Origin of the sequence: Halomonas stenophila (assembly GCF_014192275.1) — a bacterium.
Lineage (GTDB): Bacteria > Pseudomonadota > Gammaproteobacteria > Pseudomonadales > Halomonadaceae > Halomonas > Halomonas stenophila.
Genome location: NZ_JACHXR010000010.1, coordinates 55,363 through 78,185 on the forward strand (window position 1 = coordinate 55,363; position 22,823 = coordinate 78,185).

General features: G+C 68.1%; 21 protein-coding genes. 7 read left to right on the top strand and 14 right to left on the bottom strand.

The annotated features are described in order from the left end of the window. Nucleotides 1-150: 150 nt before the first annotated feature. The gene (gene ppsR / locus FHR97_RS15265) at nucleotides 151-984 is read left to right on the top strand and encodes a posphoenolpyruvate synthetase regulatory kinase/phosphorylase PpsR (RefSeq protein ID WP_183384658.1); all 834 of its coding nucleotides are present in this window, start codon (nucleotides 151-153) and stop codon (nucleotides 982-984) included. Nucleotides 985-987: 3 nt separating this feature from the next. Here the strand turns inward: ppsR and FHR97_RS15270 are convergent, their stop codons facing one another. The 5 genes from FHR97_RS15270 to FHR97_RS15290 all read right to left on the bottom strand — a co-directional run bounded on the left by FHR97_RS15270 (nucleotide 988) and on the right by FHR97_RS15290 (nucleotide 7,301). Beyond that, on the bottom strand, nucleotides 988-2,193 hold the full coding sequence (locus FHR97_RS15270) for a CaiB/BaiF CoA transferase family protein (protein ID WP_183384659.1): 1,206 nt from the start codon (nucleotides 2,191-2,193) through the stop codon (nucleotides 988-990). Nucleotides 2,194-2,454: 261 nt separating this feature from the next. Beyond that, entirely contained in the window at nucleotides 2,455-3,636 is a 1,182-nt protein-coding gene (locus FHR97_RS15275) for an acyl-CoA dehydrogenase (RefSeq protein ID WP_183384660.1), read from the bottom strand. Between the two features lie 91 nt (nucleotides 3,637-3,727). After that, nucleotides 3,728-4,630, bottom strand: coding sequence for a 3-hydroxyisobutyrate dehydrogenase (gene mmsB / locus FHR97_RS15280; protein WP_183384661.1), 903 nt, complete (start codon nucleotides 4,628-4,630; stop codon nucleotides 3,728-3,730). A 327-nt stretch (nucleotides 4,631-4,957) separates the two neighbouring features. Beyond that, complete coding sequence (locus FHR97_RS15285; RefSeq protein ID WP_183384662.1) at nucleotides 4,958-6,112, bottom strand: enoyl-CoA hydratase/isomerase family protein; 1,155 nt, start codon at nucleotides 6,110-6,112, stop codon at nucleotides 4,958-4,960. 22 nt (nucleotides 6,113-6,134) lie between these two features. Next, on the bottom strand, nucleotides 6,135-7,301 hold the full coding sequence (locus tag FHR97_RS15290) for an acyl-CoA dehydrogenase family protein (RefSeq protein ID WP_183384663.1): 1,167 nt from the start codon (nucleotides 7,299-7,301) through the stop codon (nucleotides 6,135-6,137). A 234-nt stretch (nucleotides 7,302-7,535) separates the two neighbouring features. On the opposite strand from FHR97_RS15290, the gene FHR97_RS15295 reads away from it, so the two are divergent. After that, nucleotides 7,536-7,979 carry a MerR family transcriptional regulator gene (locus FHR97_RS15295; protein WP_183384664.1) on the top strand — a complete coding sequence of 148 codons (444 nt, stop codon included), beginning with the start codon at nucleotides 7,536-7,538 and terminating at the stop codon, nucleotides 7,977-7,979. A 70-nt stretch (nucleotides 7,980-8,049) separates the two neighbouring features. Beyond that, nucleotides 8,050-9,765, top strand: coding sequence for an AMP-binding protein (locus FHR97_RS15300; RefSeq protein ID WP_183384665.1), 1,716 nt, complete (start codon nucleotides 8,050-8,052; stop codon nucleotides 9,763-9,765). Between the two features lie 114 nt (nucleotides 9,766-9,879). Here FHR97_RS15300 and FHR97_RS15305 read toward each other — a convergent pair whose 3' ends face one another. After that, nucleotides 9,880-10,458, bottom strand: coding sequence for a hypoxanthine-guanine phosphoribosyltransferase (locus FHR97_RS15305; RefSeq protein WP_183384666.1), 579 nt, complete (start codon nucleotides 10,456-10,458; stop codon nucleotides 9,880-9,882). A 33-nt stretch (nucleotides 10,459-10,491) separates the two neighbouring features. Next, nucleotides 10,492-11,505 carry a beta-N-acetylhexosaminidase gene (nagZ, locus tag FHR97_RS15310; protein WP_183384667.1) on the bottom strand — a complete coding sequence of 338 codons (1,014 nt, stop codon included), beginning with the start codon at nucleotides 11,503-11,505 and terminating at the stop codon, nucleotides 10,492-10,494. Between the two features lie 161 nt (nucleotides 11,506-11,666). Here nagZ and FHR97_RS15315 point away from each other — a divergent pair, with 161 nt between their 5' ends. The 4 genes from FHR97_RS15315 to FHR97_RS15330 are packed head-to-tail and all read left to right on the top strand — an operon-like array spanning nucleotide 11,667 to nucleotide 14,312. After that, a complete protein-coding gene (locus FHR97_RS15315) occupies nucleotides 11,667-12,518 on the top strand; it encodes a prepilin peptidase (protein ID WP_246404068.1) in 852 nt (283 codons plus the stop codon). Between the two features lies 1 nt (nucleotide 12,519). Then, nucleotides 12,520-13,149, top strand: coding sequence for a dephospho-CoA kinase (gene coaE, locus FHR97_RS15320; protein ID WP_183384669.1), 630 nt, complete (start codon nucleotides 12,520-12,522; stop codon nucleotides 13,147-13,149). Between the two features lie 54 nt (nucleotides 13,150-13,203). Continuing rightward, nucleotides 13,204-13,437, top strand: coding sequence for a DNA gyrase inhibitor YacG (yacG, locus tag FHR97_RS15325; RefSeq protein WP_183384670.1), 234 nt, complete (start codon nucleotides 13,204-13,206; stop codon nucleotides 13,435-13,437). A 5-nt stretch (nucleotides 13,438-13,442) separates the two neighbouring features. Further along, nucleotides 13,443-14,312 carry a DNA replication terminus site-binding protein gene (locus FHR97_RS15330; protein WP_183384722.1) on the top strand — a complete coding sequence of 290 codons (870 nt, stop codon included), beginning with the start codon at nucleotides 13,443-13,445 and terminating at the stop codon, nucleotides 14,310-14,312. 9 nt (nucleotides 14,313-14,321) lie between these two features. On the opposite strand, the gene FHR97_RS15335 is transcribed toward FHR97_RS15330, so the two are convergent. The 7 genes from FHR97_RS15335 to serC all read right to left on the bottom strand — a co-directional run bounded on the left by FHR97_RS15335 (nucleotide 14,322) and on the right by serC (nucleotide 22,784). Further along, nucleotides 14,322-14,594 (bottom strand): hypothetical protein, encoded by a 273-nt coding sequence (locus tag FHR97_RS15335; protein WP_183384671.1) that lies wholly within the window; start codon nucleotides 14,592-14,594, stop codon nucleotides 14,322-14,324. Between the two features lie 486 nt (nucleotides 14,595-15,080). Continuing rightward, nucleotides 15,081-15,458 carry a histone-like nucleoid-structuring protein, MvaT/MvaU family gene (locus FHR97_RS15340; protein WP_183384672.1) on the bottom strand — a complete coding sequence of 126 codons (378 nt, stop codon included), beginning with the start codon at nucleotides 15,456-15,458 and terminating at the stop codon, nucleotides 15,081-15,083. 305 nt (nucleotides 15,459-15,763) lie between these two features. Then, the gene (rpsA, locus tag FHR97_RS15345) at nucleotides 15,764-17,440 is read right to left on the bottom strand and encodes a 30S ribosomal protein S1 (RefSeq protein ID WP_183384673.1); all 1,677 of its coding nucleotides are present in this window, start codon (nucleotides 17,438-17,440) and stop codon (nucleotides 15,764-15,766) included. Between the two features lie 178 nt (nucleotides 17,441-17,618). After that, nucleotides 17,619-18,308 (bottom strand): (d)CMP kinase, encoded by a 690-nt coding sequence (gene cmk / locus FHR97_RS15350; protein WP_183384674.1) that lies wholly within the window; start codon nucleotides 18,306-18,308, stop codon nucleotides 17,619-17,621. Beyond that, nucleotides 18,305-20,584, bottom strand: coding sequence for a bifunctional prephenate dehydrogenase/3-phosphoshikimate 1-carboxyvinyltransferase (locus tag FHR97_RS15355; RefSeq protein ID WP_183384675.1), 2,280 nt, complete (start codon nucleotides 20,582-20,584; stop codon nucleotides 18,305-18,307). The genes cmk and FHR97_RS15355 overlap by 4 nt, the downstream gene beginning before the upstream one ends. A 1-nt stretch (nucleotide 20,585) precedes the next feature. Next, the gene (gene pheA, locus FHR97_RS15360) at nucleotides 20,586-21,677 is read right to left on the bottom strand and encodes a prephenate dehydratase (RefSeq protein ID WP_183384676.1); all 1,092 of its coding nucleotides are present in this window, start codon (nucleotides 21,675-21,677) and stop codon (nucleotides 20,586-20,588) included. Nucleotides 21,678-21,680: 3 nt separating this feature from the next. Beyond that, nucleotides 21,681-22,784 (bottom strand): 3-phosphoserine/phosphohydroxythreonine transaminase, encoded by a 1,104-nt coding sequence (serC, locus tag FHR97_RS15365; protein ID WP_183384677.1) that lies wholly within the window; start codon nucleotides 22,782-22,784, stop codon nucleotides 21,681-21,683. Nucleotides 22,785-22,823: the final 39 nt, after the last annotated feature.

Genomic DNA, 22,823 nt, shown 5'->3' on the forward strand with positions numbered 1-22,823 from the left:
TGGTCTAACATCGAAGTCACTGGAGGTTTTTTACAACATCGGCCCGCGAGAGCCGATTCCTGTAGTGCCCCCCCCCATGCCGCGGCTTGTGCCGTGATCGATCTCGCTCGACAATGGAGGCCATTCCCACAGCCTGAGCGACGTCCCGCCATGCCCCGTACCGCCTTCTTCATCTCCGACGGCACCGGCATCACCGCCGAGAGCCTGGGCCGCAGCCTGCTGGCCCAGTTCGAGAACGTCGATATCCGCATGCTCACCAAGCCCTATATCGACAGCATCGAGAAGGCCAGGGGGCTGGTCGAGATCATCGAGGGCGCGGCGGTCAAGGACGGCGAGCAGCCGATCATCATCGACACCATCGTCGACCAGGACGTGCGCAACGTGATCCGCGATGCGCCGGGCTTCAAGGTGGACATCTTCTCCACCTTCCTCAAGCCCCTGGAGCAGGAGCTGGCCACCCACTCCTCCTACAGCGTGGGGCGGACCCACGCCATCGGCAGCGATGACGTCTACATGGACCGTATCCACTCGGTGCATTTCGCCCTGGACAACGACGACGGGGCCCGCACCCACCAGTACGACAAGGCCGACGTCATCCTGGTGGGCGTGTCGCGCTGCGGCAAGACCCCCTCCTCGCTCTACCTGGCGCTGCAGTTCGGCATCCGTGCCGCCAACTACCCGCTTACCGAGGACGACCAGGACGAGGACGGCAACCTCAAGCTGCCCAAGGCGCTGGAACCCTACCGCCACAAGCTGTTCGGCCTGACCATCGATCCGCGGCGGCTGGCGGCGATCCGCCACGAGCGGCGCCCCAACAGCCGCTACAGTTCCATCGACCAGTGCGTACAGGAGGTCCAGCAGGCCGAGGCCCTCTACCGGCGCATGCATATCCCCTTCATCGATACCACGCGCTTCTCGGTGGAGGAGATCTCCACCCGGATGATCGCCGAGACCGGCATCAATCGGCGCTTCTCGCCGCGCTAACCCTTACCTCACCACCCCGGCCCTTCTGAGCCGGGCGATATCGTCCGCGGACAGGCCCAGCTCGGCCAGCACCGCATCGCTGCCCTGCCCGAGGCCGGGCGGCGGGAGCTCGCTGGTGACGCTGTCGCCATCGAAGCGCAGGGGGTTGGCCACCTGGGGGATGCGCCGCTCCCCGTCCGTCACCTCCCGGCACAGGCCACGGTGGCGTACCTGGGGATCGGCGAAGACCTCGGTGAGGGTGTTGATGGGGCCGGCGGGAATGCCCCTCGCCTCGAGTTCGGTGAGCCAGGCATCCCGCTCGCCGGCCAGCAAGGCCTCGGCGATCCTCGGCACCAGCACCTCGCGGTTGCCGACCCGCGCGGCATTGGTGGCAAAGGCCGGGTCCTCGGCCCAGTCGGGATGACCGAGCAGGTCCGCGAGTCGCGCGAACTGGGTATCGTTGCCCACGGTCAGCACCAGATGCCCGTCGGCACAGGCGAAGGCCTGATAGGGCACGATATTGGGGTGGGCATTGCCGTGGCGGTGGGGATCCTGCCCGGTGACCAGGGCATTGAGCGCCTGGTTGGCCAGGGTGGCCAGCTGGACGTCGAGCAGCGCCACGTCGATGTGGCGCCCCCGGCCGGTGCGGCGACGCTCGTGCAGTGCGGCCAGCACCCCGATGGTCGCATAGAGCCCGGTCATCACGTCGGTGATCGCCACGCCGGTCTTCATGGGCATGCCGTCGGACTCGCCGGTCAGGCTCATCAGCCCCCCCATGGCCTGGATCATGAAGTCGTAGCCGGCGCGATGGGCATAGGGGCCGTCCTGGCCGAAACCGGTGATGGAGCAGGCAATCAGCCGCGGATTGCGCTCGCGCAGGCGCGCCGGGTCGAGGCCGTAGCGGGCCAGGCCACCGACCTTGAAGTTCTCGAGCAGCACGTCGGCCCCGGCGGCCAGTTCACGCACCAGCGCCTGGCCGTCCGGGGTGGCGATATCCACGGCCAGCGACTGCTTGCCGCGGTTGGCGCAGAGGTAGTAGGCCGCCTGGCGCTCGGCGGCGTGCTCACCGTCCAGCCAGGGCGGCCCCCAGCCCCGGGTGTCGTCGCCCCGCTCGGGATGCTCGATCTTGATCACCCGGGCGCCCAGGTCGGCCAGCAGTTGGCCGGCCCAGGGGCCGGCCAGTACCCGCGACATGTCCAGCACCACCACGCCGTCCAGTGGTCCACTCATCTTGACTCCTCGCTCACTCGGGGCTGATTCGGCGACAAGCCCCGAAGTGTCGGACCATCGAGGAGGCGCTGTGAATATCTCCCTGTACGCTACCGACGCCCTGCTGCGCTCTCGCGTCCTGCTCCGCTTGCAGGGCCGGTGCTGGCCATCCCTGGCCAGCCCGTTCGGAGGAGTCCTCCTCACCCATGGCGTAGGACCTCCTCTTCGGCCTGTCCCCAGCGCCCCTCGTTAGAAATGTCTTTGCAACTCCGATGAGGCAATTCAGCAGGTGAAAGCCTGCAGGCCGGTCTGGGCCCGTCCCAGGATCAGCGCGTGGACGTCATGGGTACCCTCGTAGGTGTTGACCGCCTCGAGGTTCATCATGTGGCGGATCACGTGGTACTCGTCGCTGATGCCGTTGCCGCCGTGCATGTCCCGGGCCTGCCGGGCGATATCCAGGGCCTTGCCGCAGTTGTTGCGCTTGATCAGCGAGATGGCCTCCGGCACCAGCTGGCCCGCGTCGATCATGCGCCCCACCCGCAGCGCCGCCTGCAGCCCCAGGGAGACCTCGGTCTGCATGTCGGCGAGCTTCTTCTGGATCAACTGGTTGGCGGCCAGGGGGCGACCGAACTGCTGGCGGTCGAGGGTGTACTGGCGGGCGGCGTGCCAGCAGGCCTCCGCCGCCCCCATGCTGCCCCAGGCGATGCCGTAGCGGGCCCGGTTGAGGCAGGAGAAGGGCCCCTTGAGGCCGGTGACGCCGGGCAGGCACTGGTCGTCGGCAACCTCCACGTCCTGCATGGCGATCTGGCCGGTGACCGAGGCGCGCAGGCTGAACTTGCCCTCGATCTTGGGGGCGGACAGCCCGGCCATGCCCTTCTCGAGCAGGAAGCCGCGGACCACGCCCTCGTCGTCGCGCGCCCAGACCAAGAAGACATCGGCGATGGGCGAGTTGGTGATCCAGGTCTTGGTGCCGTTGAGTCGCCAACCCCCGTCGATGCGGCTGGCCCGGGTGGACATGCCGCCGGGGTCCGAGCCGTGGTCGGGCTCGGTGAGGCCGAAGGCCCCGACCCACTCGCCGCTGGCCAGCTTCGGCAGGTACTTGTCGCGCTGGGCCTCGCTGCCGAAGGCGTCGATGGGATACATTACCAGGCTCGACTGCACGCTCATGGCACTGCGGTAGCCCGAGTCGACCCGCTCGACCTCCCGGGCGATCAGGCCATAGCTGACATAGTTCATGCCGGCACAGCCATGCCCCTCGAGGGTGGCGCCCAGCAGCCCCAGCTCGCCCATCTCGTTCAGGATCTCGCGATCGAAGTGCTCGTGGCGGTTGGCCTCCAGCACCCGGGGCATCAGCTTGTCCTGGCAGTAGTCGTGGGCGGTCTGCAGGACCATCCGCTCGTCCTCGTCGAGCTGGTCGATCAAGCGCAGGGGGTCATCCCAGGTGACGGGGGTGATCCGGCTCATGGTGGCGCTCCTATAAATTTCTACATTTCGTATAAATGTAGACCAAAAGCGCGCGATTGCCAAGCCCGGATCCCCCTGCGGCGTCAGGGGATCACTGCCCCTCCCCCGCCCGGTAGAGGGTCTGGATGCTCGAGAAATCCAGCCCACCGTTGCCCTGGGCGCTGTGCAGGGCGAAGAGGTTACGCGCCTGGGAGCCCATGGGCACGCTGGCCCTGGCCTTGAGCGCCAGCTCCCAGGCCAGGCCCAGGTCCTTGGCCATCAGGTCGGTGAGAAAGCCCCCCTGATAGCCCCGGGAGGCCGCCGAGCCCTCCATCACCCCCGGCCAGGGATTGTAGACGTTGAGCGCCCAGTTGCCGCCGCTGCTCTGCTTCATGATCTCGGAGAGCACCGCCGGGTCCAGGCCGTTCTTGACGCCCAGGGACAGCGCCTCGGCAGTGCCGCTCATCAGGATGCCGAGCAGCATGTTGTTGCAGATCTTGGCCACCTGGCCGGCACCGATCTCGCCGGCATGGAAGATGTTCTTGCCCATGCCCTCGAGCACCGGTTTCGCCTTCTCGAAACCGGCTTCCTCGCCGCCGACGATGAAGGTCAGGGTGCCGGCCTTGGCCCCGCCGACCCCGCCGGAGACCGGCGCGTCCAGGTAGGTCAGGCCGCGCTCGGTAGCGGCGGCGCCCACCAGCCGGGCATCGTCCGGGGAGATGGTCGAGGCCTCGATGATCAGCGGCTCGTGGCCCAGGGCGTCGAGCAGGCCGCCCTGGCCGTCGCGGCCCAGGTAGAGGCCGCGCACATGGACGCCGGCGGGCAGCATGGAGATGACCACCTCGGCGTCGCGGCAGGCCGCGGCGGCGCTCTCGCCGCGCCGCGCGCCCTGCCCCTCGAGGTCCGCCATGGCGGCCTCGACCAGGTCGAAGACGCAGAGGTCATGCCCCGCGCCCAGGAGGTTGGCGGCCATGGGCGCGCCCATGTTGCCGAGTCCGATGAATGCGATCTTCATGGCGTTGCTCCTTGGTGTCTTGTGAGTTGTAGCAGAGAGTGAGAGCCAGACCCCACAGGGCTATCGCAGTTGAGTCTGACGAGGGGCGCCGGGGACAAGCCGAAGAGGAGGTCCTACGCCAGGGGTGAGGAGGATTCCTCCGAACGGGCTGGCCACGGATGGCCAGCACCGGTCCTGCAAGCGGAGCAGGATGCGAGAGCGCCGCAGGGCGTCGGTAGCGCCCAGGGAGGGGTTCACAGCGCCTCCTCGATGGTCCGACACTTCGGGGCTTGTCGACGGATCAGCCCCGAGAGATACCGCTATCTGCGATAGCCCTGACGGTCCCGATCAGCCTACACGGTGGCCCACCCCCAGATCCCTCAAGGGGTGCTTCTCGTCGCTCCAGGGCGAGGTCATCAGCGCCTGGATGTCCGCTTCCGGGACGCTGGCCACGTCGACGTGGCTCCAGCGCGGCTGCTTGTCCTTGTCGATCAGCAGCGCCCGCACCCCCTCGGGGAAATCCCCCTGCCGGCAGCACTGCACCGACAGCCCGAGCTCGTCGCGGAAGGCATCGGCCAGGCCGCTGTGGCGATGGCGCTCGAGCATCCGCCACACCAGGTGGGCGCTCATTGGGCAGCCGACCTCGAGGCGTGCCCGGTTGGCGGCGAGCCAGGGATCGTCGCGGGTATCGGCGAGGATGCGCGACACGGCATCGGCGGCCCCCGTCTCCCCCACCAGCGACTGCAGATGGTCACGCTGCGACCAGACCTGCCCCTCGGGCGCCTGGTCGCGGGCCTCGAAGCGATCGAGCACCGTCTCCACCGCCAGTCGGCGGGCCGCACTCCCCTGGTCGCCGTAGTCGGCCTCGGCCAGGGCACCGAGCAGGTCGTCCCGGCGGCCGCGGGGGATGAGGCGGTCGGCCAGGCCCAGGTCCAGGGCATCCCGGGCATTGAGTTGGGCACCGGTCAGCCCCAGGTAGGCCCCCAGGCCGGGCGGCATGCGCCCCAGGAACCAGCTGGCCCCGATGTCCGGGTAGAGGCCGATGGTGATCTCCGGCATGGCGATGCGCGTCGTCTCGGTGACCAGCCGCTGGAAACCACCGGCCATCAGGCCCAGCCCGCCGCCCATCACGATGCCGTCGCCCCACACCAGGATCGGCTTGGGATAGGTATGGATGCGATGGTCGAGACGGTACTCGGCCGTGAAGTAGGTCTCGGCGAAGAGGCCGTCACGCTCGGCGACGTGGGTGTCGTCCTGCTCGGCGAGGGAACGGTACAGCGCCACCACGTCGCCGCCGGCACAGAAGGCCTTGTCGCCCGCCCCCTCCAGCCAGACCGCGACCACGCTGCGGTCCACCGCCCAGGTGTCGAGCTTGGCCTCGAGGCGCTGGATCATTTCCAGCGACAGGGCGTTGAGGGCCTTCGGCGCGTTGAGCCTGGCCACGCCGACGCGGCCGCCGCCGCGGGTCGGTAGTTCGTCGAAGCAAACCGCGAGGTCCGACATCGATGTCCCTCCTGGTGTCCGGTTACTGAAGCGATTCGATGACGCCGTCGGCCAGCAGCCGGCGGGCGACGATCAGCCGCATGATCTCGTTGGTGCCCTCGAGGATCTGGTGCACGCGGGTGTCGCGGACCAGGCGTTCGAGGGGATATTCGCGGATATAACCATAGCCGCCGTGCAGCTGCAGGGCCTCGTTGCAGACATTGAAGCCCATGTCGGTGGCGAAGCGCTTGGCCATGGCGCAGTGGGCGGTGGCCTCCGGGTCGCCCTGGTCGAGCCGCCAGGCGGCGTGGCGCACCATCAGCCGGGCGGCGGTCAGCTCGCTGGCCATGTCGGCGAGCTTGAACTGCAGGGCCTGGAAGCTCGACAGTTCGCGCCCGAACTGCCTGCGCTCGGCCAGGTAGTCCCGGGACAGGGTCAGCGCCTGCTGGGCGGCCCCCAGCGAGCAGCTGGCGATGTTCAGGCGCCCGCCGTCGAGGCCCTTCATGGCGAACTTGAAGCCCTCGCCCTCGGCGCCCAGGCGGTGGCTCATCGGCACCCGCACGCCGTCGAAGCTGATCAGGCAGGTCGGCTGGCTCTTCCAGCCCATCTTCTCTTCCTTCTTGCCGACCTCGACGCCCGCGGCATCGGCCGGCACCAGGATCGCCGAGACGCCGGCGGCGCCGCTGTCGGGGGCGCCGGTGCGCGCCATCACCACCAGCACGTCCGTGGCCCCGGCACCGGAGATGAACATCTTCGAGCCGCTGATGACGTACTCGTCACCCTCGCGCACCGCCTTGGTCTTGAGGTTGGCAGCATCCGAGCCGGCTCCCGGCTCCGTCAGGCAGTAGGACCCCAGCGCCTCACCGGCTATCATGGCCGGGACATAGCGCTCGCACAGGGCATCGTCCCCCCAGCTGGCCACCATCCAGGTGACCATGTTGTGAATGGTCAGGTAGGCGGTGGTGGAGATGCAGCCCTGGGCGAGCTGCTCGAAGATCAGCGAGGCGTCCAGTCGCGACAGCCCCAGGCCCCCGCGCTCCTCGGGAGTATAGATGCCGAGGAAGCCCGCCTCGCCGGCGCGGCGGATGACGTCCACCGGAAAGTGGCTGCGCGCATCCCAGTCCGCGGCATGCTCGGCCAGCTCGGCCCGGGCGAAATCGGCGGCGGCAGCGGCCAGCGCCTTCTGATCGTCGGTCAGCGCAAAATCCATGGGAACCTCTCTTCGAACGGCAATGGGGTGTGGATGGCATCGGCGCCCTGCCCGGCGGGGCCGTCGCAGCGATGGACGCCCGCTCCGCTGGCTGGACACCAACCTAGCACTTGCTCGGTTTATCCCATATCACCCCATGGTCGAACAAGCACTTTACGTTAACGTAAACCTCGTCTAGGGTTTCCAGACGAGGTGGGAAACCGCCGGCGGACCACCCGGCTACAGGACAACGCCATGAGTCGATCGTCACCCCAGGCCCCCGACGCCCAGACGGACACCCTGCCCCGGCAGCAGCGTACCTACAGCATCGGCGAACTGGCGCGAATGTTCGAGGTCACGCCTCGCACCATTCGCTTCTATGAGCAGGAGGGGCTGTTGGCCCCGACCCGCCAGGGCCAGAAACGCATCTATCGGGAAAAGGATCGGGTGCGGCTGAAACTCACCCTGCGCGGCAAGCGGCTGGGATTCTCGCTGGCCGAGATCCGCGAGGTGGTGATGATGTATGACGCCATGCCCGACGGCAACGCCCGCCAGCTCAAGCGGCTGCTGGAGATCCTCGCCGACAAGCGGGCCAACCTCGAGCGTCAGCTGGAGGATATCCGCCTGATGCGCATGGAGATCGATGACGTGGACCAGCGGGCACGAGAGGTGCTGCGCCAGCTGGGAGACGATGTGTAGCCGGGCCATGGCCGCCGCGTGAGTTTCCCGGTGCCCGACGCTTTCACGCCACAACAAGACGAGAGCCACCATGCCACGCCAAACCCCTCAGATCAGCTATGTGAGCGGCATCAGCGATACCCCCTTGAAGGGCCAGACCATCGGCGACTGTTTCGACGCCACCGTCGAGCGCTTCCCCGAGCAGGATGCCCTGATCAGCCGCCATCAGGGGCTGCGCTACAGCTGGCAGCAGCTCCAGCAGGCCGTCGACCAGGCGGCCCGGGGCCTGCTGGCCCTGGGCGTCGCCAAGGGCGACCGGGTGGGCATCTGGTCCCCCAACTGCGCCGAGTGGACCATCACCCAGTTCGCCACGGCCAAGGTCGGCGCCATCCTGGTCAACATCAATCCCAGCTATCGCACCCATGAGCTGGAGTACGCCCTCAAGCAGTCCGCTACCTCCACGCTGATCCTGCAGGGGAGCTTCAAGACCTCCGACTACGTGGCCACGCTGGCAGAGCTGGTGCCGGAGCTCCGGGAAGCGCAGGCCCCCGAGCTGCGCGACGGCTCCCCGGACGGCCTCGCCAGCGCCCGCCTGCCGGAGCTCAAGCGGGTGATCTGCCTCGACGAGGAACGGGCGCTCCCCGGCATGCACAGCTGGAGTGGCCTGCTGGCGCATGCCGACCGGGTCGACGCCGACCGGCTCGCCGAGGTCCAGGCCGGGCTGGAGTTCGACGAACCGATCAACATCCAGTACACCTCCGGGACCACCGGGGCCCCCAAGGGCGCCACCCTCTCCCACCACAACATCCTCAACAACGGCTTCTTCGTGGCCCGCACCATGAACCTCAGCGAAGCCGACCGCATGGTCATCCCGGTACCGCTCTACCACTGCTTCGGCATGGTGATGGGCAATCTCGGCTGCGTCACCCACGGCGCCACCATGATCTATCCCGGCGACGGCTTCGATGCCCAGGCGACCCTCGAGGCCGTGGCCGAGGAGCGCGCCACCACCCTCTACGGCGTGCCCACCATGTTCATCGCCGAACTGGAACACCCGGCGTTCGAGCGCTTCGACCTGAGTAGCCTGCGCACCGGCATCATGGCCGGCTCCATCTGCCCCATCGAGGTGATGCGCAAGGTCATCGACCAGATGAACATGCAGGACGTCACCATCTGCTACGGCATGACCGAGACCAGCCCGGTGAGCTTTCAGACCCAGACCGACGCCCCGCTGGAGAAGCGCGTGACCACGGTGGGCACCATCCACCCGCATCTCGAGGTCAAGCTGGTCAGCCCGGACACCGGGGCCGTGGTCCCGCGTGGCGAGACCGGCGAGCTGTGCACCCGGGGCTACAGCGTGATGCTCGGTTACTGGAACAACGAGGAGGCCACCGCCAAGGCCATCGATGCCGCGGGCTGGATGCATACCGGCGACCTGGCCACCATGGACGAGGAGGGCTATGTGGCCATCGTCGGCCGCATCAAGGACATGATCATCCGCGGCGGCGAGAACGTCTACCCGCGCGAGATCGAGGACTTCCTCTATACCCACCCGGCCATCTCCGACGTCCAGGTGATCGGCGTCCCCGACGAGAAGTACGGCGAGGAGGTCATGGCCTGGGTCAAGCTGAGCGAGGGCGAGGAGCTCGACGAGGAAGGCCTCAAGGCCTTCTGCCAGGGCAGGATCGCCCACTACAAGGTGCCGCGCTACGTGAAGTTCGTCGACGCCTTCCCGATGACCGTCACCGGCAAGATCCAGAAATACAAGATGCGCGAGGAAGCCACCCACGAACTCGGGTTGGACTGACAGCTGGAAGCTGGAAGCTGGAAGCTGCCCCCAGACCTCAAGTCAAGTTTTCTTCCAGCTTCAAGCTTACGTCCGCGAAGCGGACGATCTTCAGGCTCCCGGGCGAAGCCCGGGCTACAGGCCCTTGGGCGCAAAGATCCCCGGCGCGTTGCGCCAGTAGCCCTTGTAGTCCATGCCGAAGCCGAACACATAGCGGTCGACCACCTCGAGGCTGCAGTAGTCCGCCTTGAGATCGGGCACGGCCTTGCGGTCATGGCGCTTGTCCACCAGCACGGCGGTGGTGATGCTGGCGGCACCGGCCTGGCGACAGTAGTCGAGGATCGCGGCGAGGGTCGTGCCCTCGTCGAGGATGTCGTCGACGATCACCACGTGCCGGCCGGCCATGGGGATCTCCGGAGAGACGCGCCAGAACAGCTCGCCGCCCCGGGTGCCGCCGCGATAGCGGGTGGCATGCAGGTAGTCCACCTCCAGGGGGAAGCCGAGCCGCGTCAACAGGTGCCCGGTGGTGATCAGGCCGCCGTTCATGACGCAGTAGAAGACCGGCAGCTTGTCGCCGAGGTCGCGGGTGATCGCGTCGGCCATGCGGTCCAGGGCGCGCTCGACCTGCTCCTGGTCGATCAGGCAGTCGGCGGAGTCCATGACCGCACGCATGTCGGCCAGGGACGGGAGGGCGTCGGCATCGAGTTTGGGCATCGTCGGGCTCGTCGTTCAATCAGCGGTGAGACGTCAGTCGGCGGCCATGGCCTCGAGACGGGCATGCACGCGGCGCCAGCGGGACAGCGCGCCCAGGGCGTCGAGGTCGGGGCGGGCCCGGCCGTAGCGCAACCTGGCGGCCCGCTTGGTCGTGCGCCCCTCGCAGGCCTCGACCACCTCGAGGGCCGCGGCGCGATCATTGCACACCAGCAGCATGTCGCAGCCGGCCGCCAGCGCCAGGCGCGCCCGCTCGGCGGGTGCTCCGGCCGAGCAGGCACCGGCCATGCTCAGGTCATCGGAGAAGATGGCACCCTTGAAGCCCAGCGATTCGCGCAGCAGGCCGAGCCAGGCCGGCGAGAAGCCGGCGGGGCGAGGGTCGAAGGCCGGATAGACCACGTGCGCGGGCATCACGCCCCCCAGCCGCGAGGCCAGGGCCTCGAAGGGCATCAGGTCATGCCGGCGCAGTGCCTCCAGCGGACGCTCGTCCACGGGCAGCGCCAGGTGGGAATCCGCGGCCACGCCGCCGTGACCGGGGAAGTGCTTGCCGACCGCCACCATGCCGGCCTCGTGGAGACCCTCGACGAAGGCCCCGGCGAGGCGCGTCACGCCCTCCGGCGAGGCGCCGAAACTGCGATCGCCGATCACCGAGGAGCGCCCGGTATCGACGTCGAGCACCGGCGCGAAGCTGAGGTCCAGGCCACAGGCCGCCATCTCCATGCCCAGCAGCCAGCCCGCATCCTGGCAGAGACGCTGGGCCACCTCGGGTGCCGCCGCGGCCTCGCGACCGAGCCGCCCCATGGCCGGCAGGCGGGTCACCCCCTGGCGCAGGCGCTGCACGCGCCCCCCCTCCTGGTCGATGGCCAGCAGCAGCGACGGCGACTCGCGACGGATCGCCTGGCACAGCTCGCGCACCTGGAGGGCATCCTCGACGTTGCGGCCGAACAGGATCACCCCACCGACCTCCGGGCGCCGCAGCAGCTCGCGTTCCTCGTCGCGCAGGCGGGGACCTTCCAGGTCCAGCATCACCGGTCCAAGCGTCTGGGTCATGGTCGCTTCCTGACGTGTGAAGGGGGAAGATTCTAGACCAAAGGCGCCAGCCGGGACAGCCCGGGGCTCGACGCGACGCTCTCAGCATAGAAGAGACCGGACAAGTCGGGGCCCGGGCCGATAGAATGGCAGGCAGACCCCATCGCGGAAAGGAGCGCCCCTTGCTAGTCGACCTCCCCCCTTCCCTGCTCTGGCCGCTGGCGGCGGTGTTCGGCCTGTGCCTCGGCAGCTTCCTCAATGTGGTGATCACCCGGCTGCCGGTGATGCTGATGCGTGAATGGCGGGCCGAGGCGCGGGACGCCCTGGAGCTCGAGGCCGAATCGTCGGCGCCGTTCAACCTGGTCCGCCCGCCCTCGCTGTGCCCGCGCTGCGAGGCTCCCATCGCCTGGCACGACAACATCCCGCTGATCGGCTGGCTCAAGCGTCGCGGGCGCTGTGCCAGCTGCCAGGGACGGATCAGCGCCCAGTATCCGCTGGTGGAGCTGGCCGGCGGCCTGCTGACCCTGGCGGTGGTGGGGCTCTACGGTCCCAGCCTGGAGGGCCTGTTCATCCTGGGCGCCTGCCTGGCCCTGCTGGCCATGGCCATCATCGACATGCGCACCCAGCTGCTCCCGGACATCCTCACCCTGCCGCTGCTCTGGGCGGGCCTGCTCTATCAGCTGGTCTTCCAGCCGCCGGTGCTGGCGGCGGCGGTAATCGGCGCCATGGCCGGCTACCTGGCCCTGTGGAGCTTCTACTGGCTGTTCAAGCTGGTCACCGGCAAGGAAGGCATGGGCTATGGTGACTTCAAGCTGCTCGCCGCCCTGGGCGCCTGGCTGGGCTGGCAGTTCCTGCCCCTGGTGCTGATCCTCGCCGCGGGTGCCGGCGCCCTGGTCGGCGTCCTGGCCCAGCTGACCCTGCCGCGCCTGCGGGGGGCGCCGATGCCCTTCGGCCCCTGGCTCGCCGTGGCCGGCTGGATCACCCTGCTCGCCGGCGAGCCCCTGATGGCCACCTACCTGAGCCTGGTGTTCTGAGATGGCTTCCAAGACCCTGATCATCGGCGTGACCGGCGGCATCGCCTCCGGCAAGTCCACGGTGACCCGGGCCTTTGCCCGGCTGGGCATCCCCTGGGTGGATGCCGACGATACGGCCCGGGAGGTCGTCGAGCCCGGCGAACCGGCCCTGGCGGAGATCGCCGCCCGCTATGGCGCGCGGGTCCTGCAGGGGGATGGCCGACTCGACCGCCGTGCCCTGCGCGAGATCGTCTTCGCCGCCCCGGAGGAGCGGCGCTGGCTGGAATCGGTCACCCACCCACGGATCCGCGAGCGCCTGGTCGAGCGCCTGGCGGCCTTTCGTCGCGGCGAGGCCCCCTATGCACTGCTGATCTCGCCGCTGCTCTTCGAGTCGGGACAGGCGGCGCTGGTCGACCGTCGCCTGGTGATCGACGTTCCCGAGGCCGTGCAGATCGCCCGCACGGCACGGCGGGACGACGTCGACGAGGCACAGGCCAGGGCCATCGTGGCCGCCCAGATGCCTCGCGAGAAGCGACTCGCGCGAGCCGATGACGTGATCGACAATGCCGGCGACGAGGCCGGCCTGGCCGACCAGGTCGCGGCCCTCGACCGGCGCTACCGCGCCCTGGCCGGTTTGCCCGGATCGCGCTGATTCGTCATCCTTGGGGTCAATCCCCTGACATCCACCACCTCACGAGTGACCGCGATGAGCCACGCCCCCAACGACCGCCCCCTCGAGGTCGCCTGCCCCCAGTGCCGCCAGAAGGTGCGCTGGACCGAGGACAACTCCTATCGGCCCTTCTGCAGCAAGCGCTGCCGCCTGCTGGACCTGGGCGCCTGGGCCGACGAGTCACACCGCATCGCCGGCGAGCCGGCCATGGACGAGACCGACATCGACGCCCTGCTGGCCCGGGCCGACCGGGACGGTGACGGCGCGTGACGACCATGGCGGCGCGCCCGGAGTATCGCCTGCTGGCGGAGCTGGAAGCCGCCTATGACGGCCTGGTGGACAGCACCGAGGGGCTGGTCGCCACCTGGCGCGCCTCGCGAGGAGCGGCCTGGGCCTTTCCCCAGGGCGTCGTCGACGCCGACTGGCTGCATGCCGTACTGATGGACTTCTGGTACCAGGATGGCCAGGACGGCCGCAGCACCCGGAGTCATGTGGGACTGGTCGCGGCCGACGCGGCCGTGATGGAGCAGGCGGCCCGGGTGAATGCCGCCAAGCAGGCCTTCGCCGCACTGCTGGCCCGGATCCGCGAGCAGGCACCCTCGCTGATCCCCGAGATCAAGGCGGTGCTGCCCTTCCGTCATCCCGGCCTGCACGGCCACCTGAGCGGCAGCGGGCTGGCGCGCCTGCACCTCAAGCAGTGCTGGCGCGCCCTGCCCCTGGCGCCGGCACCGGTGGCCAGGGTGCGGCTGGCCTGGTATGCCAGCGGGCGCTCCATCAAGCGCCTGACGGTGCGTGACGCCGAACAGCGGCTGCTGGCCCTCGACACCGAGGCCCCGCATGTTCGCATCCAGCTGCGCAAGTTGGCCGGCCTGCCCGCCGACGAGCCGCTGGCCCAGGTCCAGCCACAGGCGCCACTGATGCGGGCCAACCTGTTCTTTCGAGACCCCTTGCCGGACGGCCATGCCCGCCGCGCGATGAACGTCGCGCTGCCGCTGTTCGTGCCATCCGAGGACGGGCGACTGCCCGACCACAACCAGCCACCGCCGGGCCCGCCGGAAAGGCGCACACGAGCACGCCGCCGCGATGAGCGCCTGGAGGAGGCTCCCCTGCTGCCGAGCCTGAGGATCTATCGGTATCGGAACTGACGCCTCCGATCAGGCGATATGGCCGAGGGAACGCAGTGTCTCGAGGAGGCGACGGACGCTCTCGGCAGGCTGCGCATAGTCCTGCATGAGAGCCTTCAGACGACGCTCGAAGGCCTGCTGGAGGACGGCCTCGTCGTCCGGCCGCTCCTGAGCCTCGAGGGAGCGCACGGGTGGGCCGGTGGGGATGTCCAGTCGACTGTCGGGGTTTTCGAGCTCTCTCAGCGCTTCGGCGAAGGCATCGTCGAGCTCGCGGAACTTGCGCAACTTCTCACGCTCATCCATTGGCTTTCGTGAATTCTGCTGTTTCATTCGCTACCAATCGGTTCAAGGCACAGGCCGGGGACACAGGAATGACACTGCCCATGGGATGGTACGGGGTGCCTGGGAAGTATACCCGCTTACCGCTCCCCTATCATCATCCGCGCGCGGTCATGCCGGACAGGCATCATCATGCCGAATCGCTCGCTGCCGAATGGCAAACTTGCCTTTGTCCCTGGTGGCCGGCATAAATGATGCTTTCGAATAGCCTAATAGAACATCACGATATCTCGGAGAGTCGGTGCGATTCTCCAGTGTCGGCATCATCGGAGCACGGCGCTCCCGCCACTCGCCGGTTCAATAAGCGGGCACCGCCATAACAGGGTCAGTCTTGAGAACGGACATGCGGCGCGCGGCAATCCGGCGGCGGGAGCCCCCGGGCACGGGGCCCCCAACGCAGCGACGCCGCCCGGAGGCGGCGCCGTCAACGATCGGGACCCTGATGACCGATCACTCCTCGACGCGGACCAGCCAGGACTCCACGGTGTCGGCACCGAACTCGTCCTTCCAGGCCTTCAGGGTCTTCTGGTTACCGCCGCGGGTCTCCACGACCTCGCCGGTATTGGGGTTCTTGTAGATCTTCAGCTTGCGCTTGCGACGACCACCGGCACTGGCGGGTGCCGACTTGGCAGCCGGTGCGGGCTGCGGATTGAGCAGTTCGATGACGTCGCCGGCACTCTTGCCAAACTCCTTCATCAACTCTTCAAGTTTGGTCTTGAACTCGAGCTCGGCCTTGAGACGCTCGTCATGCTCCAACTTCTCGAGTTCGGACTGGAGCTGCTTGAGTTGCTGCTCCTTCTGCATGTAGTTGCTCAGCAGTGATGACATCGACTCTCTTCCTTTTGTCAGGACTAAAAACTCAGGGGATGCCCGAATATTATTGCTCCGAATATCAACATATGCAACTCGTCACTAATAAAACCGGCAGACAAGCCGCCAAACTCGGCCACTTCGCTAAAGTTCAAGACCGGCCCCTCACCGTTATTGGAAGCCATCCCGCGACAATGCCCCTTTCGCGAGTCGGGTTCATGCCATGCCCATCGGATGAACGTCCCTGACTCCCATAAAAAAACGCCGCCCCGAGGGGCGGCGTCTTGGATGGGCGCCTGAGGCGCGGCAGCAGTGCCCGCGACTCAGTCCTGACCCATCTGCTGCTTGATCAGGTCGCCGATGGTGGTCGGACCACCGCTCTCGACTTCCTGCTCGCGCAGCTTGCCCATGTTGCGACGGGTATCATCCTGGTCCTTGGCCTTGACGGACAGGCTGATCTGGCGGTTCTTGCGATCGACCCCGATGATACGGGCCTCGACGCTGTCACCCTCGTTCAGGACGTTGCGGGCATCCTCGATGCGATCGGCGCTGATCTCGGAGGCCTTCAGCACGGCGACGACATCGGTGGCCAGCTCGACGTGGGCTTCCTTGGCGTCGACCTCGACCACACGGCCGGTGACGATGGAGCCCTTGTCGTTGACGGCCAGGAACTCGGCGACCGGATCGGTATCGAGCTGCTTGATGCCCAGCGAGATGCGCTCACGCTCCGGGTCGATGGACAGGATGACGGCTTCCGCCTCGTCGCCCTTCTTGAACTGGCGTACGGCTTCTTCGCCGGTCTCGGTCCAGGAGATGTCGGAGAGGTGCACCAGGCCGTCGATGCCGCCTTCCAGGCCGATGAAGATACCGAAGTCGGTGATCGACTTGATGGTACCGGCCACACGGTCGCCCTTGTTGTACTGGGCGTTGAAGGTTTCCCACGGGTTGGCGGTGCACTGCTTGAGACCCAGGGAGATGCGGCGACGCTCCTCGTCGATGTCGAGCACCATGACGTCCACGTCGTCGCCGACCTGAACGACCTTGGACGGATGGATGTTCTTGTTGGTCCAGTCCATCTCGGACACGTGGACCAGACCCTCGACACCCTCTTCCAGCTCGGCGAAGCAGCCGTAGTCGGTGAGGTTGGTGACGCGGGCATGCACCTTGGTGCCTTCCGGGTAACGATCCTTGATGTTGACCCAGGGATCCTCGCCCAGTTGCTTGAGGCCCAGGGACACGCGGTTACGCTCGCGGTCGAACTTCAGCACCTTGACGTTGATCTCGTCGCCCACGGAGACGATCTCGCTCGGATGCTTGATGCGCTTCCAGGCCATGTCGGTGATGTGCAGCAGGCCATCGACGCCGCCGAGGTCGACGAAGGCACCGTAGTCGGTGAGGTTCTTGACGATACCGACGATCTGCTGGCCTTCCTGCAGGGTGGCGAGCAGGGCCTCACGCTCGGCGCTGTTCTCGGCCTCGAGCACGGCGCGGCGCGACACCACGACGTTGTTGCGCTTCGGGTCGAGCTTGATGACCTTGAAGTCGAGTTCCTTGTTCTCGAGGTGCGTGGTGTCGCGCACCGGACGCACGTCGACCAGGGAGCCGGGCAGGAAGGCGCGGATGGAATCCACGTCGACGGTGAAGCCGCCCTTGACCTTGCCGTTGATCACGCCCTTGACGATCTCTTCCTTCTCGAAGGCCGCTTCCAGCACCTTCCACGCCTCGGCGCGCTTGGCCTTCTCGCGGGACAGGCGGGTCTCGCCGAAACCGTCCTCGACGGCTTCCAGGGCGACATGCACCTCGTCGCCGACGGCGATGCTCAGCTCGCCGTTCTCGTCGCGGAACTGGGCCGCGGGGATCTGACCTTCGGACTTCAGGCCGGCATTGACGGTGACCCAGTCACCCTCGATGTCGACGACGGTAGCCGGGACGATGGCGCCCGGTTCCATGTTGATGTCCTGGAGAGACTGTTCAAACAGTTCAGCAAAGCTTTCGCTCATGATGTTCCTACGTGATCAACGTTGTGTGCGGCAGGGCCGCTCCTCCGCACCACCAGCGAGTGCGGGCCATTTCAGACTACCTTCGGGGATGTTGGCGCTGGTTCGACCTGGCCGGGCTCACGGGAAACGGGGTGCCCGACCACGTCATCACATCTTGCCGAAGGCGCCGCAAGGGAGTTCAGGTGTCGGATGCCAGGCCACGCTTGGCCAGCAGTTCCGTCAGCCGATCCACCACTTCCGGTATCGTCAGGCTCGTGGTGTCCAGCTCGACGGCGTCATCGGCCGCTACGAGCGGGGCCACGCTGCGCTGCATATCGCGTGCATCGCGTGCCTGAATCTCCTTGAGAAGACTCGATAGATTAGCATCCACCCCGGCCTCCCGCAACTGCAGGTGGCGCCGCCGGGCCCGCTCTTCCGCGCTCGCCGTGAGGAAGATCTTCAGCGGTGCCTCGGGGAACACCACCGTCCCCATGTCGCGCCCGTCCGCCACCAGCCCCGGGGCCTGGCGGAAGTCACGCTGGCGCTCGAGCAGCGCCTGGCGCACCGCCGGCAGCGCGGCCACCCGGGAGGCGGCATCGCCGACCTGCTCGGTGCGGATCGCACGGCTGGCGTCCGCCCCCTCGAGCAGGATGCGCGCCTCGCCGTCCTCGGCCAGGAACACCACGTCCAGGGCGGCGGCGACACCGGCGAGCGCGGCCTCGTCGTCCAGCGACACCTCGTGCTTGCCGGCGGCGAGCGCCGTCAGCCGGTAGAGGGCCCCGCTATCCAGCAGATGCCAGCCCAGACGCTCGGCGACCAGGCGACTGATGGTGCCCTTGCCGGCCCCGCCGGGGCCGTCGATGGTCAGCACCGGCGCTGCCTCGCTCATGACGCCTCCTGCTCTTCCTCGAGGGACAGGCCGACCCGCCGCGCCAGGGTGACGAAGCCGGGAAAGGAAGTGGCGACGTTGGCACAATCGTCGACGACGATCTCGCCGGACGCGCGCAGCGCGGCCACGGTGAAGGCCATGGCGATGCGGTGATCGCCCAGGCTGTCGATGCGACCACCGCCATAGCTCGGCCCTTCGCCGTCCTGCCCTTCAAGACGGCCGACGATATCGATGCCGTCCTCATACAGGCGGTTCTCGACGCCCAGCACGGCGAGGCCGTCGGCCATGGCCTTGAGGCGATCGGATTCCTTGACGCGCAGCTCGGCGGCCTCGCGCAACCGGGTCGTGCCCTCGGCATTGGCGGCGGCGACGAACAGCGCCGGGAACTCGTCGATGGCCAGCGGCACCTGGTCGACGGGGATATCGATGCCCTTGAGCGAGGCGTGACGGATATGCAGGTCGGCCACCGGCTCGCCGCCCACCTCGCGCTGGTTCTCGAGGCGCAGGTCGGCGCCCATCAACTGCAGGATGTTGATCACCCCGATGCGCGTCGGGTTGATGCCCACGTGCTCGAGCACCAGGTCGGCGCCGGGCGTGATGGCCGCGGCCACCAGGAAGAAGGTCGCCGAGGAGATGTCGGAGGGCACGTCGATGGGCGCGGCGGTCAGCTTGCCGCCGCCGGTCAGCCAGCAGGTGTCGCCGTCCCGCTCGACCCTGTAGCCGAAGCCATTGAGCATGCGCTCGGTGTGATCGCGGGTCGGCGCCGGCTCGCGCACCCGGGTCTCGCCGTCGGCATAGAGGCCGGCCAGCAGCAGGCAGGACTTCACCTGGGCGCTGGCCATCGGCATGTCATAGTCGATGCCCTGGAGCGCCTGGCCGCCCTGGATCCTCAGCGGCGGCCGGCCCCCCTCGGCGGTATCGATGACCGCGCCCATCTCGCGCAGCGGGTCGGCCACCCGGCCCATGGGCCGCCTGGTCAGCGAGGCATCACCGGTCAGCTCGGTATCGAAGGCCTGGCCGGCCAGCAACCCGGCGAACAGGCGCATGGCGGTGCCGGCATTGCCCACATAGAGCGGACCGGCGGGCGCCTGGAGGCCGTGCAGGCCCACGCCATGGACGGTCACCCGCCCCTGGTACGGTCCCTCGATGGCCACGCCCATCTCGCGGAAGGCCTGCAGGGTCGCCAGGCTGTCCTCCCCCTCGAGGAAGCCGGAGACCTCGGTCACCCCGTCGGCCAGGGCGCCGAGCATGATGGAGCGGTGGGAGATCGACTTGTCGCCGGGCACGCGAATGCGCCCGGCCACGGCGCCACCGGGGCTGACCCGGTAGCGCAGCTTGCCATGTGCTTGCATCTGGTATTCCGCCTGATAACTGGTCTGGTTGAGCAGGGTATCGAAGTAGTGCCGGGCGTGGCTGGCGCGGTCGAAGGTCGCCAGCATGGCATCGGTGTCGCCGCTCTCCACGGCCTGGCGCAGCCGGGCCACCCCGGCCTCGAAGTCGTCGAGGGCCGCGAGCACCGCCTCGCGATTGGCGATGAAGATGTCGCGCCACATCACGGGGTCGCTGCCGGCGATCCGCGTGAAGTCGCGGAAGCCGCCGGCGGCGTAACGAAAGATCTCGAGGCGCTCGTCCTGGCGGGCCAGGGTGTCCACCAGCGAGAAGGCCAGCAGGTGCGGCAGATGGCTGGTGCGGGCCAGCACCTGGTCATGGCGCGCCACGTCCATCTCCAGCACCTCGGCGCCGGCGGCGCGCCACAGCGCGCGCACCCTGGCCAGGGCCTCGGGGTCGGTGGTGGGCTCGGGGGTCAGGATCACCTTGTGGCCGACATACAGTTCGGAATTGGCCGCCGCCACGCCGCTCTTCTCGGATCCGGCGATGGGGTGGCCCAGCACCAGGTTGGGCGGCAGTCGGCCGAAGGCCTGCTCGGCGGCCTGGCGGATCGCCGACTTGGTGCTGCCCACATCGGTGATCGCCAGGTGGGCGGCGGTACGCCCCAGGCCCGCGGCGAGCTCCTCCATCACGCCGCGCATGGCCAGCACCGGCACCGCCAGCACCACCAGGCTGACCCCGTCGAGCACCGCCGTCAGGCGCGTGTCGCCGCGGTCGATCAGCCCCATCTCGACGCCCCGCGCGATCTCCTCGGCGTCCGGGTCGCAGGCCAGGATCTCGCCGTCGAAACCGACCCGGCGCAGGGCCGCGGCCAGGGAACCACCGATCAGCCCGAGCCCGACGATCAGCAGCCGCGACTCGGCGGGTATCGTCTCTTGCCGGGTCATCCTAGAGCACGCCCTGGGGGTAGGAGCCCAGGACCTTGACCTCCGCGGCCCGCAGACGCACCTCCTCGAACATGGCCGCGATGCGGGGCTCGTCGTGGTGCCCCTTGAAGTCGATGAAGAAGACATAATTCCACACGCCGCTGCGCGACGGCCGGGTCTCCAGGCGCGTCAGGTCGATCTGGTGACGGTGGAAGGGTTCGAGCAGATCGTGCAGGGCGCCGGGCTGGTTGCGCATGGCCACCACGATGGAGGTCTTGTCCTCGCCCGACATGGGCACGTCCTGGTTGCCGATGATCAGGAAGCGGGTGGAGTTGTCCGGGCGATCCTCGATCTTCTCGGCAATGCGGGTCAGGCCGTAGAGCTTGGCGGCCATGTCGCCGGCGATGGCGGCGCTGTGCCACTCGGTCTTGACCAGGCGGGCGGCCTCGGCGTTGGACGATACCGGCACCCGCTCGGCGTGCGGGTAGTGGGCGTCCAGCCACTTGCGGCACTGGGCGAAGGACTGCGGGTGGGAATAGATCCGCGAGACCTTGTCGCGCCGGGTGGTGTCGGAGACCAGCAGGTGGTGATGGATGCGCAGCACGACCTCGCCGCAGATGCGCAGGGAGGAGTCCATGAAGGAATCCAGGGTGTGGTTGATCACGCCCTCGGTGGAGTTCTCCACCGGCACCACGCCGTAGTTCACGGCGCCGGCCTCCACCTCGCGGAACACCTCGTCGATGGCGGCCATGGGCAGGCTGACGGCGCTCTCGCCGAAATGCTTGAGGGCGGCCTGCTGTGTGAAGGTGCCTTCCGGCCCCAGGTAGGCGACCTTGATCGGCTGCTCCAGGGCCAGGCAGGCGGACATGATCTCGCGAAACAGCCGAGCCATCTCCTCGCTGTCCAGGGGCCCGTGGTTGAGCTCCATGATACGGCGCAGGACCTGGGCCTCGCGCTCGGGGCGGTAGAAGACGGTCTGGGGGTCGTCCTTCGCCTTGATCTCGGCGACGCCCCGGGCACATTCCGCCCGCTCGCTGATCAGCCTCAGGATGTCGCTGTCGAGCTGGTCGATGCGACTGCGCAGCTCATCCAGGCTCTTGGGGGTGTCGGTCATGCGTTATCCCCTGCGTTGTTCGAAATCGGCCATGAAGTCGATCAAGGCCTCCACGGCGGCCTCCGGCACGGCATTGTAGAGGCTCGCCCGCATGCCGCCGACGCTGCGATGCCCCTTGAGGTTGAGCAGGCCGGCGGCCGTGGCCTCCTCCAGGAAGGGCTTGTCCAGGCGGTCGTCGGCCAGCACGAAGGGGATGTTCATCCGCGAGCGGTTGCGCCGGGCGATCGGGTTCGAGTAGAGCTCGCTGCCGTCGATGGCGGCGTATAGCCGCTCCGCCTTGCGGCTGTTGATGGCGTCCATCGCCGCCAGGCCGCCGATATCGGCCTTGAGCCACTGGAAGACCAGGCCGGCCAGGTACCAGCTGTAGGTGGCCGGGGTATTGACCATGGAAGCGGCCTCGGCCAGCGTCCGGTAGCCCAGCAGGCTGGGCATGTCGGCGCGAGCGCGATCGAGCAGGTCCTCGCGGACGATCACCACCACGAGCCCCGCCGGGCCGATGTTCTTCTGGGCACCGGCGTAGATCACCCCGAACCGCGACACGTCCAGCGGCCCGGCGAGGATGCTGGAGGACATGTCGCAGACCAGCGGCACCTCGCGTCCGTCGGGCCGCACCGCCTCGGGAATGTAGTCGAACTCCAGCCCGCCGATGGTCTCGTTGGCGGTGTAGTGCAGGTAGGCGGCATCCTCGGTCAGGGCGATATCCGCCTGGCGGGGCACCGCGGCATGGCCACCGGCCTCGCTGGACGCCGCGACCGGGGCGTCGCCGAACAGGTGGCGGGCCTCGGCCATGGCCTTCTTTCCCCAGATGCCGGTATGCAGGAAGTTGGCCCGCCCGCCGAGCCCCAGCAGGTTGTAGGGCACCGCGGCGAACTGCAGGGTCGCCCCGCCCTGGGTGAACAGCACCCGATAGTTGTCGGGAATGGCCAGCAGCTCCCGCAGGTCGCGCTCGGCCTGCTCGGCGATGGCCACGTATTCCGGGGAGCGGTGGCTCATCTCCATCACCGAGAGGCCGTGCCCCCGATAGTCCAGCAGCTCATCCCTGGCCCGGGCCAGCACCGCCTCCGGCAGCGCGGCGGGCCCGGCACAGAAGTTGTAATGGCGTGTCATCAGCGTCGTGAATGGGGGACAGACCCTCATTTCCTCTGT

Excerpts from the sequence above, each read along its gene's own strand:
- ppsR (WP_183384658.1), top strand. The coding sequence starts at position 151 with ATGCCCCGTACCGCCTTCTTCATCTCCGACGGCACCGGCATCACCGCC.
- FHR97_RS15270 (WP_183384659.1), bottom strand. The coding sequence starts at position 2,193 with ATGAGTGGACCACTGGACGGCGTGGTGGTGCTGGACATGTCGCGGGTA.
- FHR97_RS15275 (WP_183384660.1), bottom strand. The coding sequence starts at position 3,636 with ATGAGCCGGATCACCCCCGTCACCTGGGATGACCCCCTGCGCTTGATC.
- mmsB (WP_183384661.1), bottom strand. The coding sequence starts at position 4,630 with ATGAAGATCGCATTCATCGGACTCGGCAACATGGGCGCGCCCATGGCC.
- FHR97_RS15285 (WP_183384662.1), bottom strand. The coding sequence starts at position 6,112 with ATGTCGGACCTCGCGGTTTGCTTCGACGAACTACCGACCCGCGGCGGC.
- FHR97_RS15290 (WP_183384663.1), bottom strand. The coding sequence starts at position 7,301 with ATGGATTTTGCGCTGACCGACGATCAGAAGGCGCTGGCCGCTGCCGCC.
- FHR97_RS15295 (WP_183384664.1), top strand. The coding sequence starts at position 7,536 with ATGAGTCGATCGTCACCCCAGGCCCCCGACGCCCAGACGGACACCCTG.
- FHR97_RS15300 (WP_183384665.1), top strand. The coding sequence starts at position 8,050 with ATGCCACGCCAAACCCCTCAGATCAGCTATGTGAGCGGCATCAGCGAT.
- FHR97_RS15305 (WP_183384666.1), bottom strand. The coding sequence starts at position 10,458 with ATGCCCAAACTCGATGCCGACGCCCTCCCGTCCCTGGCCGACATGCGT.
- nagZ (WP_183384667.1), bottom strand. The coding sequence starts at position 11,505 with ATGACCCAGACGCTTGGACCGGTGATGCTGGACCTGGAAGGTCCCCGC.
- coaE (WP_183384669.1), top strand. The coding sequence starts at position 12,520 with ATGGCTTCCAAGACCCTGATCATCGGCGTGACCGGCGGCATCGCCTCC.
- yacG (WP_183384670.1), top strand. The coding sequence starts at position 13,204 with ATGAGCCACGCCCCCAACGACCGCCCCCTCGAGGTCGCCTGCCCCCAG.
- FHR97_RS15330 (WP_183384722.1), top strand. The coding sequence starts at position 13,443 with ATGGCGGCGCGCCCGGAGTATCGCCTGCTGGCGGAGCTGGAAGCCGCC.
- FHR97_RS15335 (WP_183384671.1), bottom strand. The coding sequence starts at position 14,594 with ATGGATGAGCGTGAGAAGTTGCGCAAGTTCCGCGAGCTCGACGATGCC.
- FHR97_RS15340 (WP_183384672.1), bottom strand. The coding sequence starts at position 15,458 with ATGTCATCACTGCTGAGCAACTACATGCAGAAGGAGCAGCAACTCAAG.
- rpsA (WP_183384673.1), bottom strand. The coding sequence starts at position 17,440 with ATGAGCGAAAGCTTTGCTGAACTGTTTGAACAGTCTCTCCAGGACATC.
- cmk (WP_183384674.1), bottom strand. The coding sequence starts at position 18,308 with ATGAGCGAGGCAGCGCCGGTGCTGACCATCGACGGCCCCGGCGGGGCC.
- FHR97_RS15355 (WP_183384675.1), bottom strand. The coding sequence starts at position 20,584 with ATGACCCGGCAAGAGACGATACCCGCCGAGTCGCGGCTGCTGATCGTC.
- pheA (WP_183384676.1), bottom strand. The coding sequence starts at position 21,677 with ATGACCGACACCCCCAAGAGCCTGGATGAGCTGCGCAGTCGCATCGAC.
- serC (WP_183384677.1), bottom strand. The coding sequence starts at position 22,784 with ATGACACGCCATTACAACTTCTGTGCCGGGCCCGCCGCGCTGCCGGAG.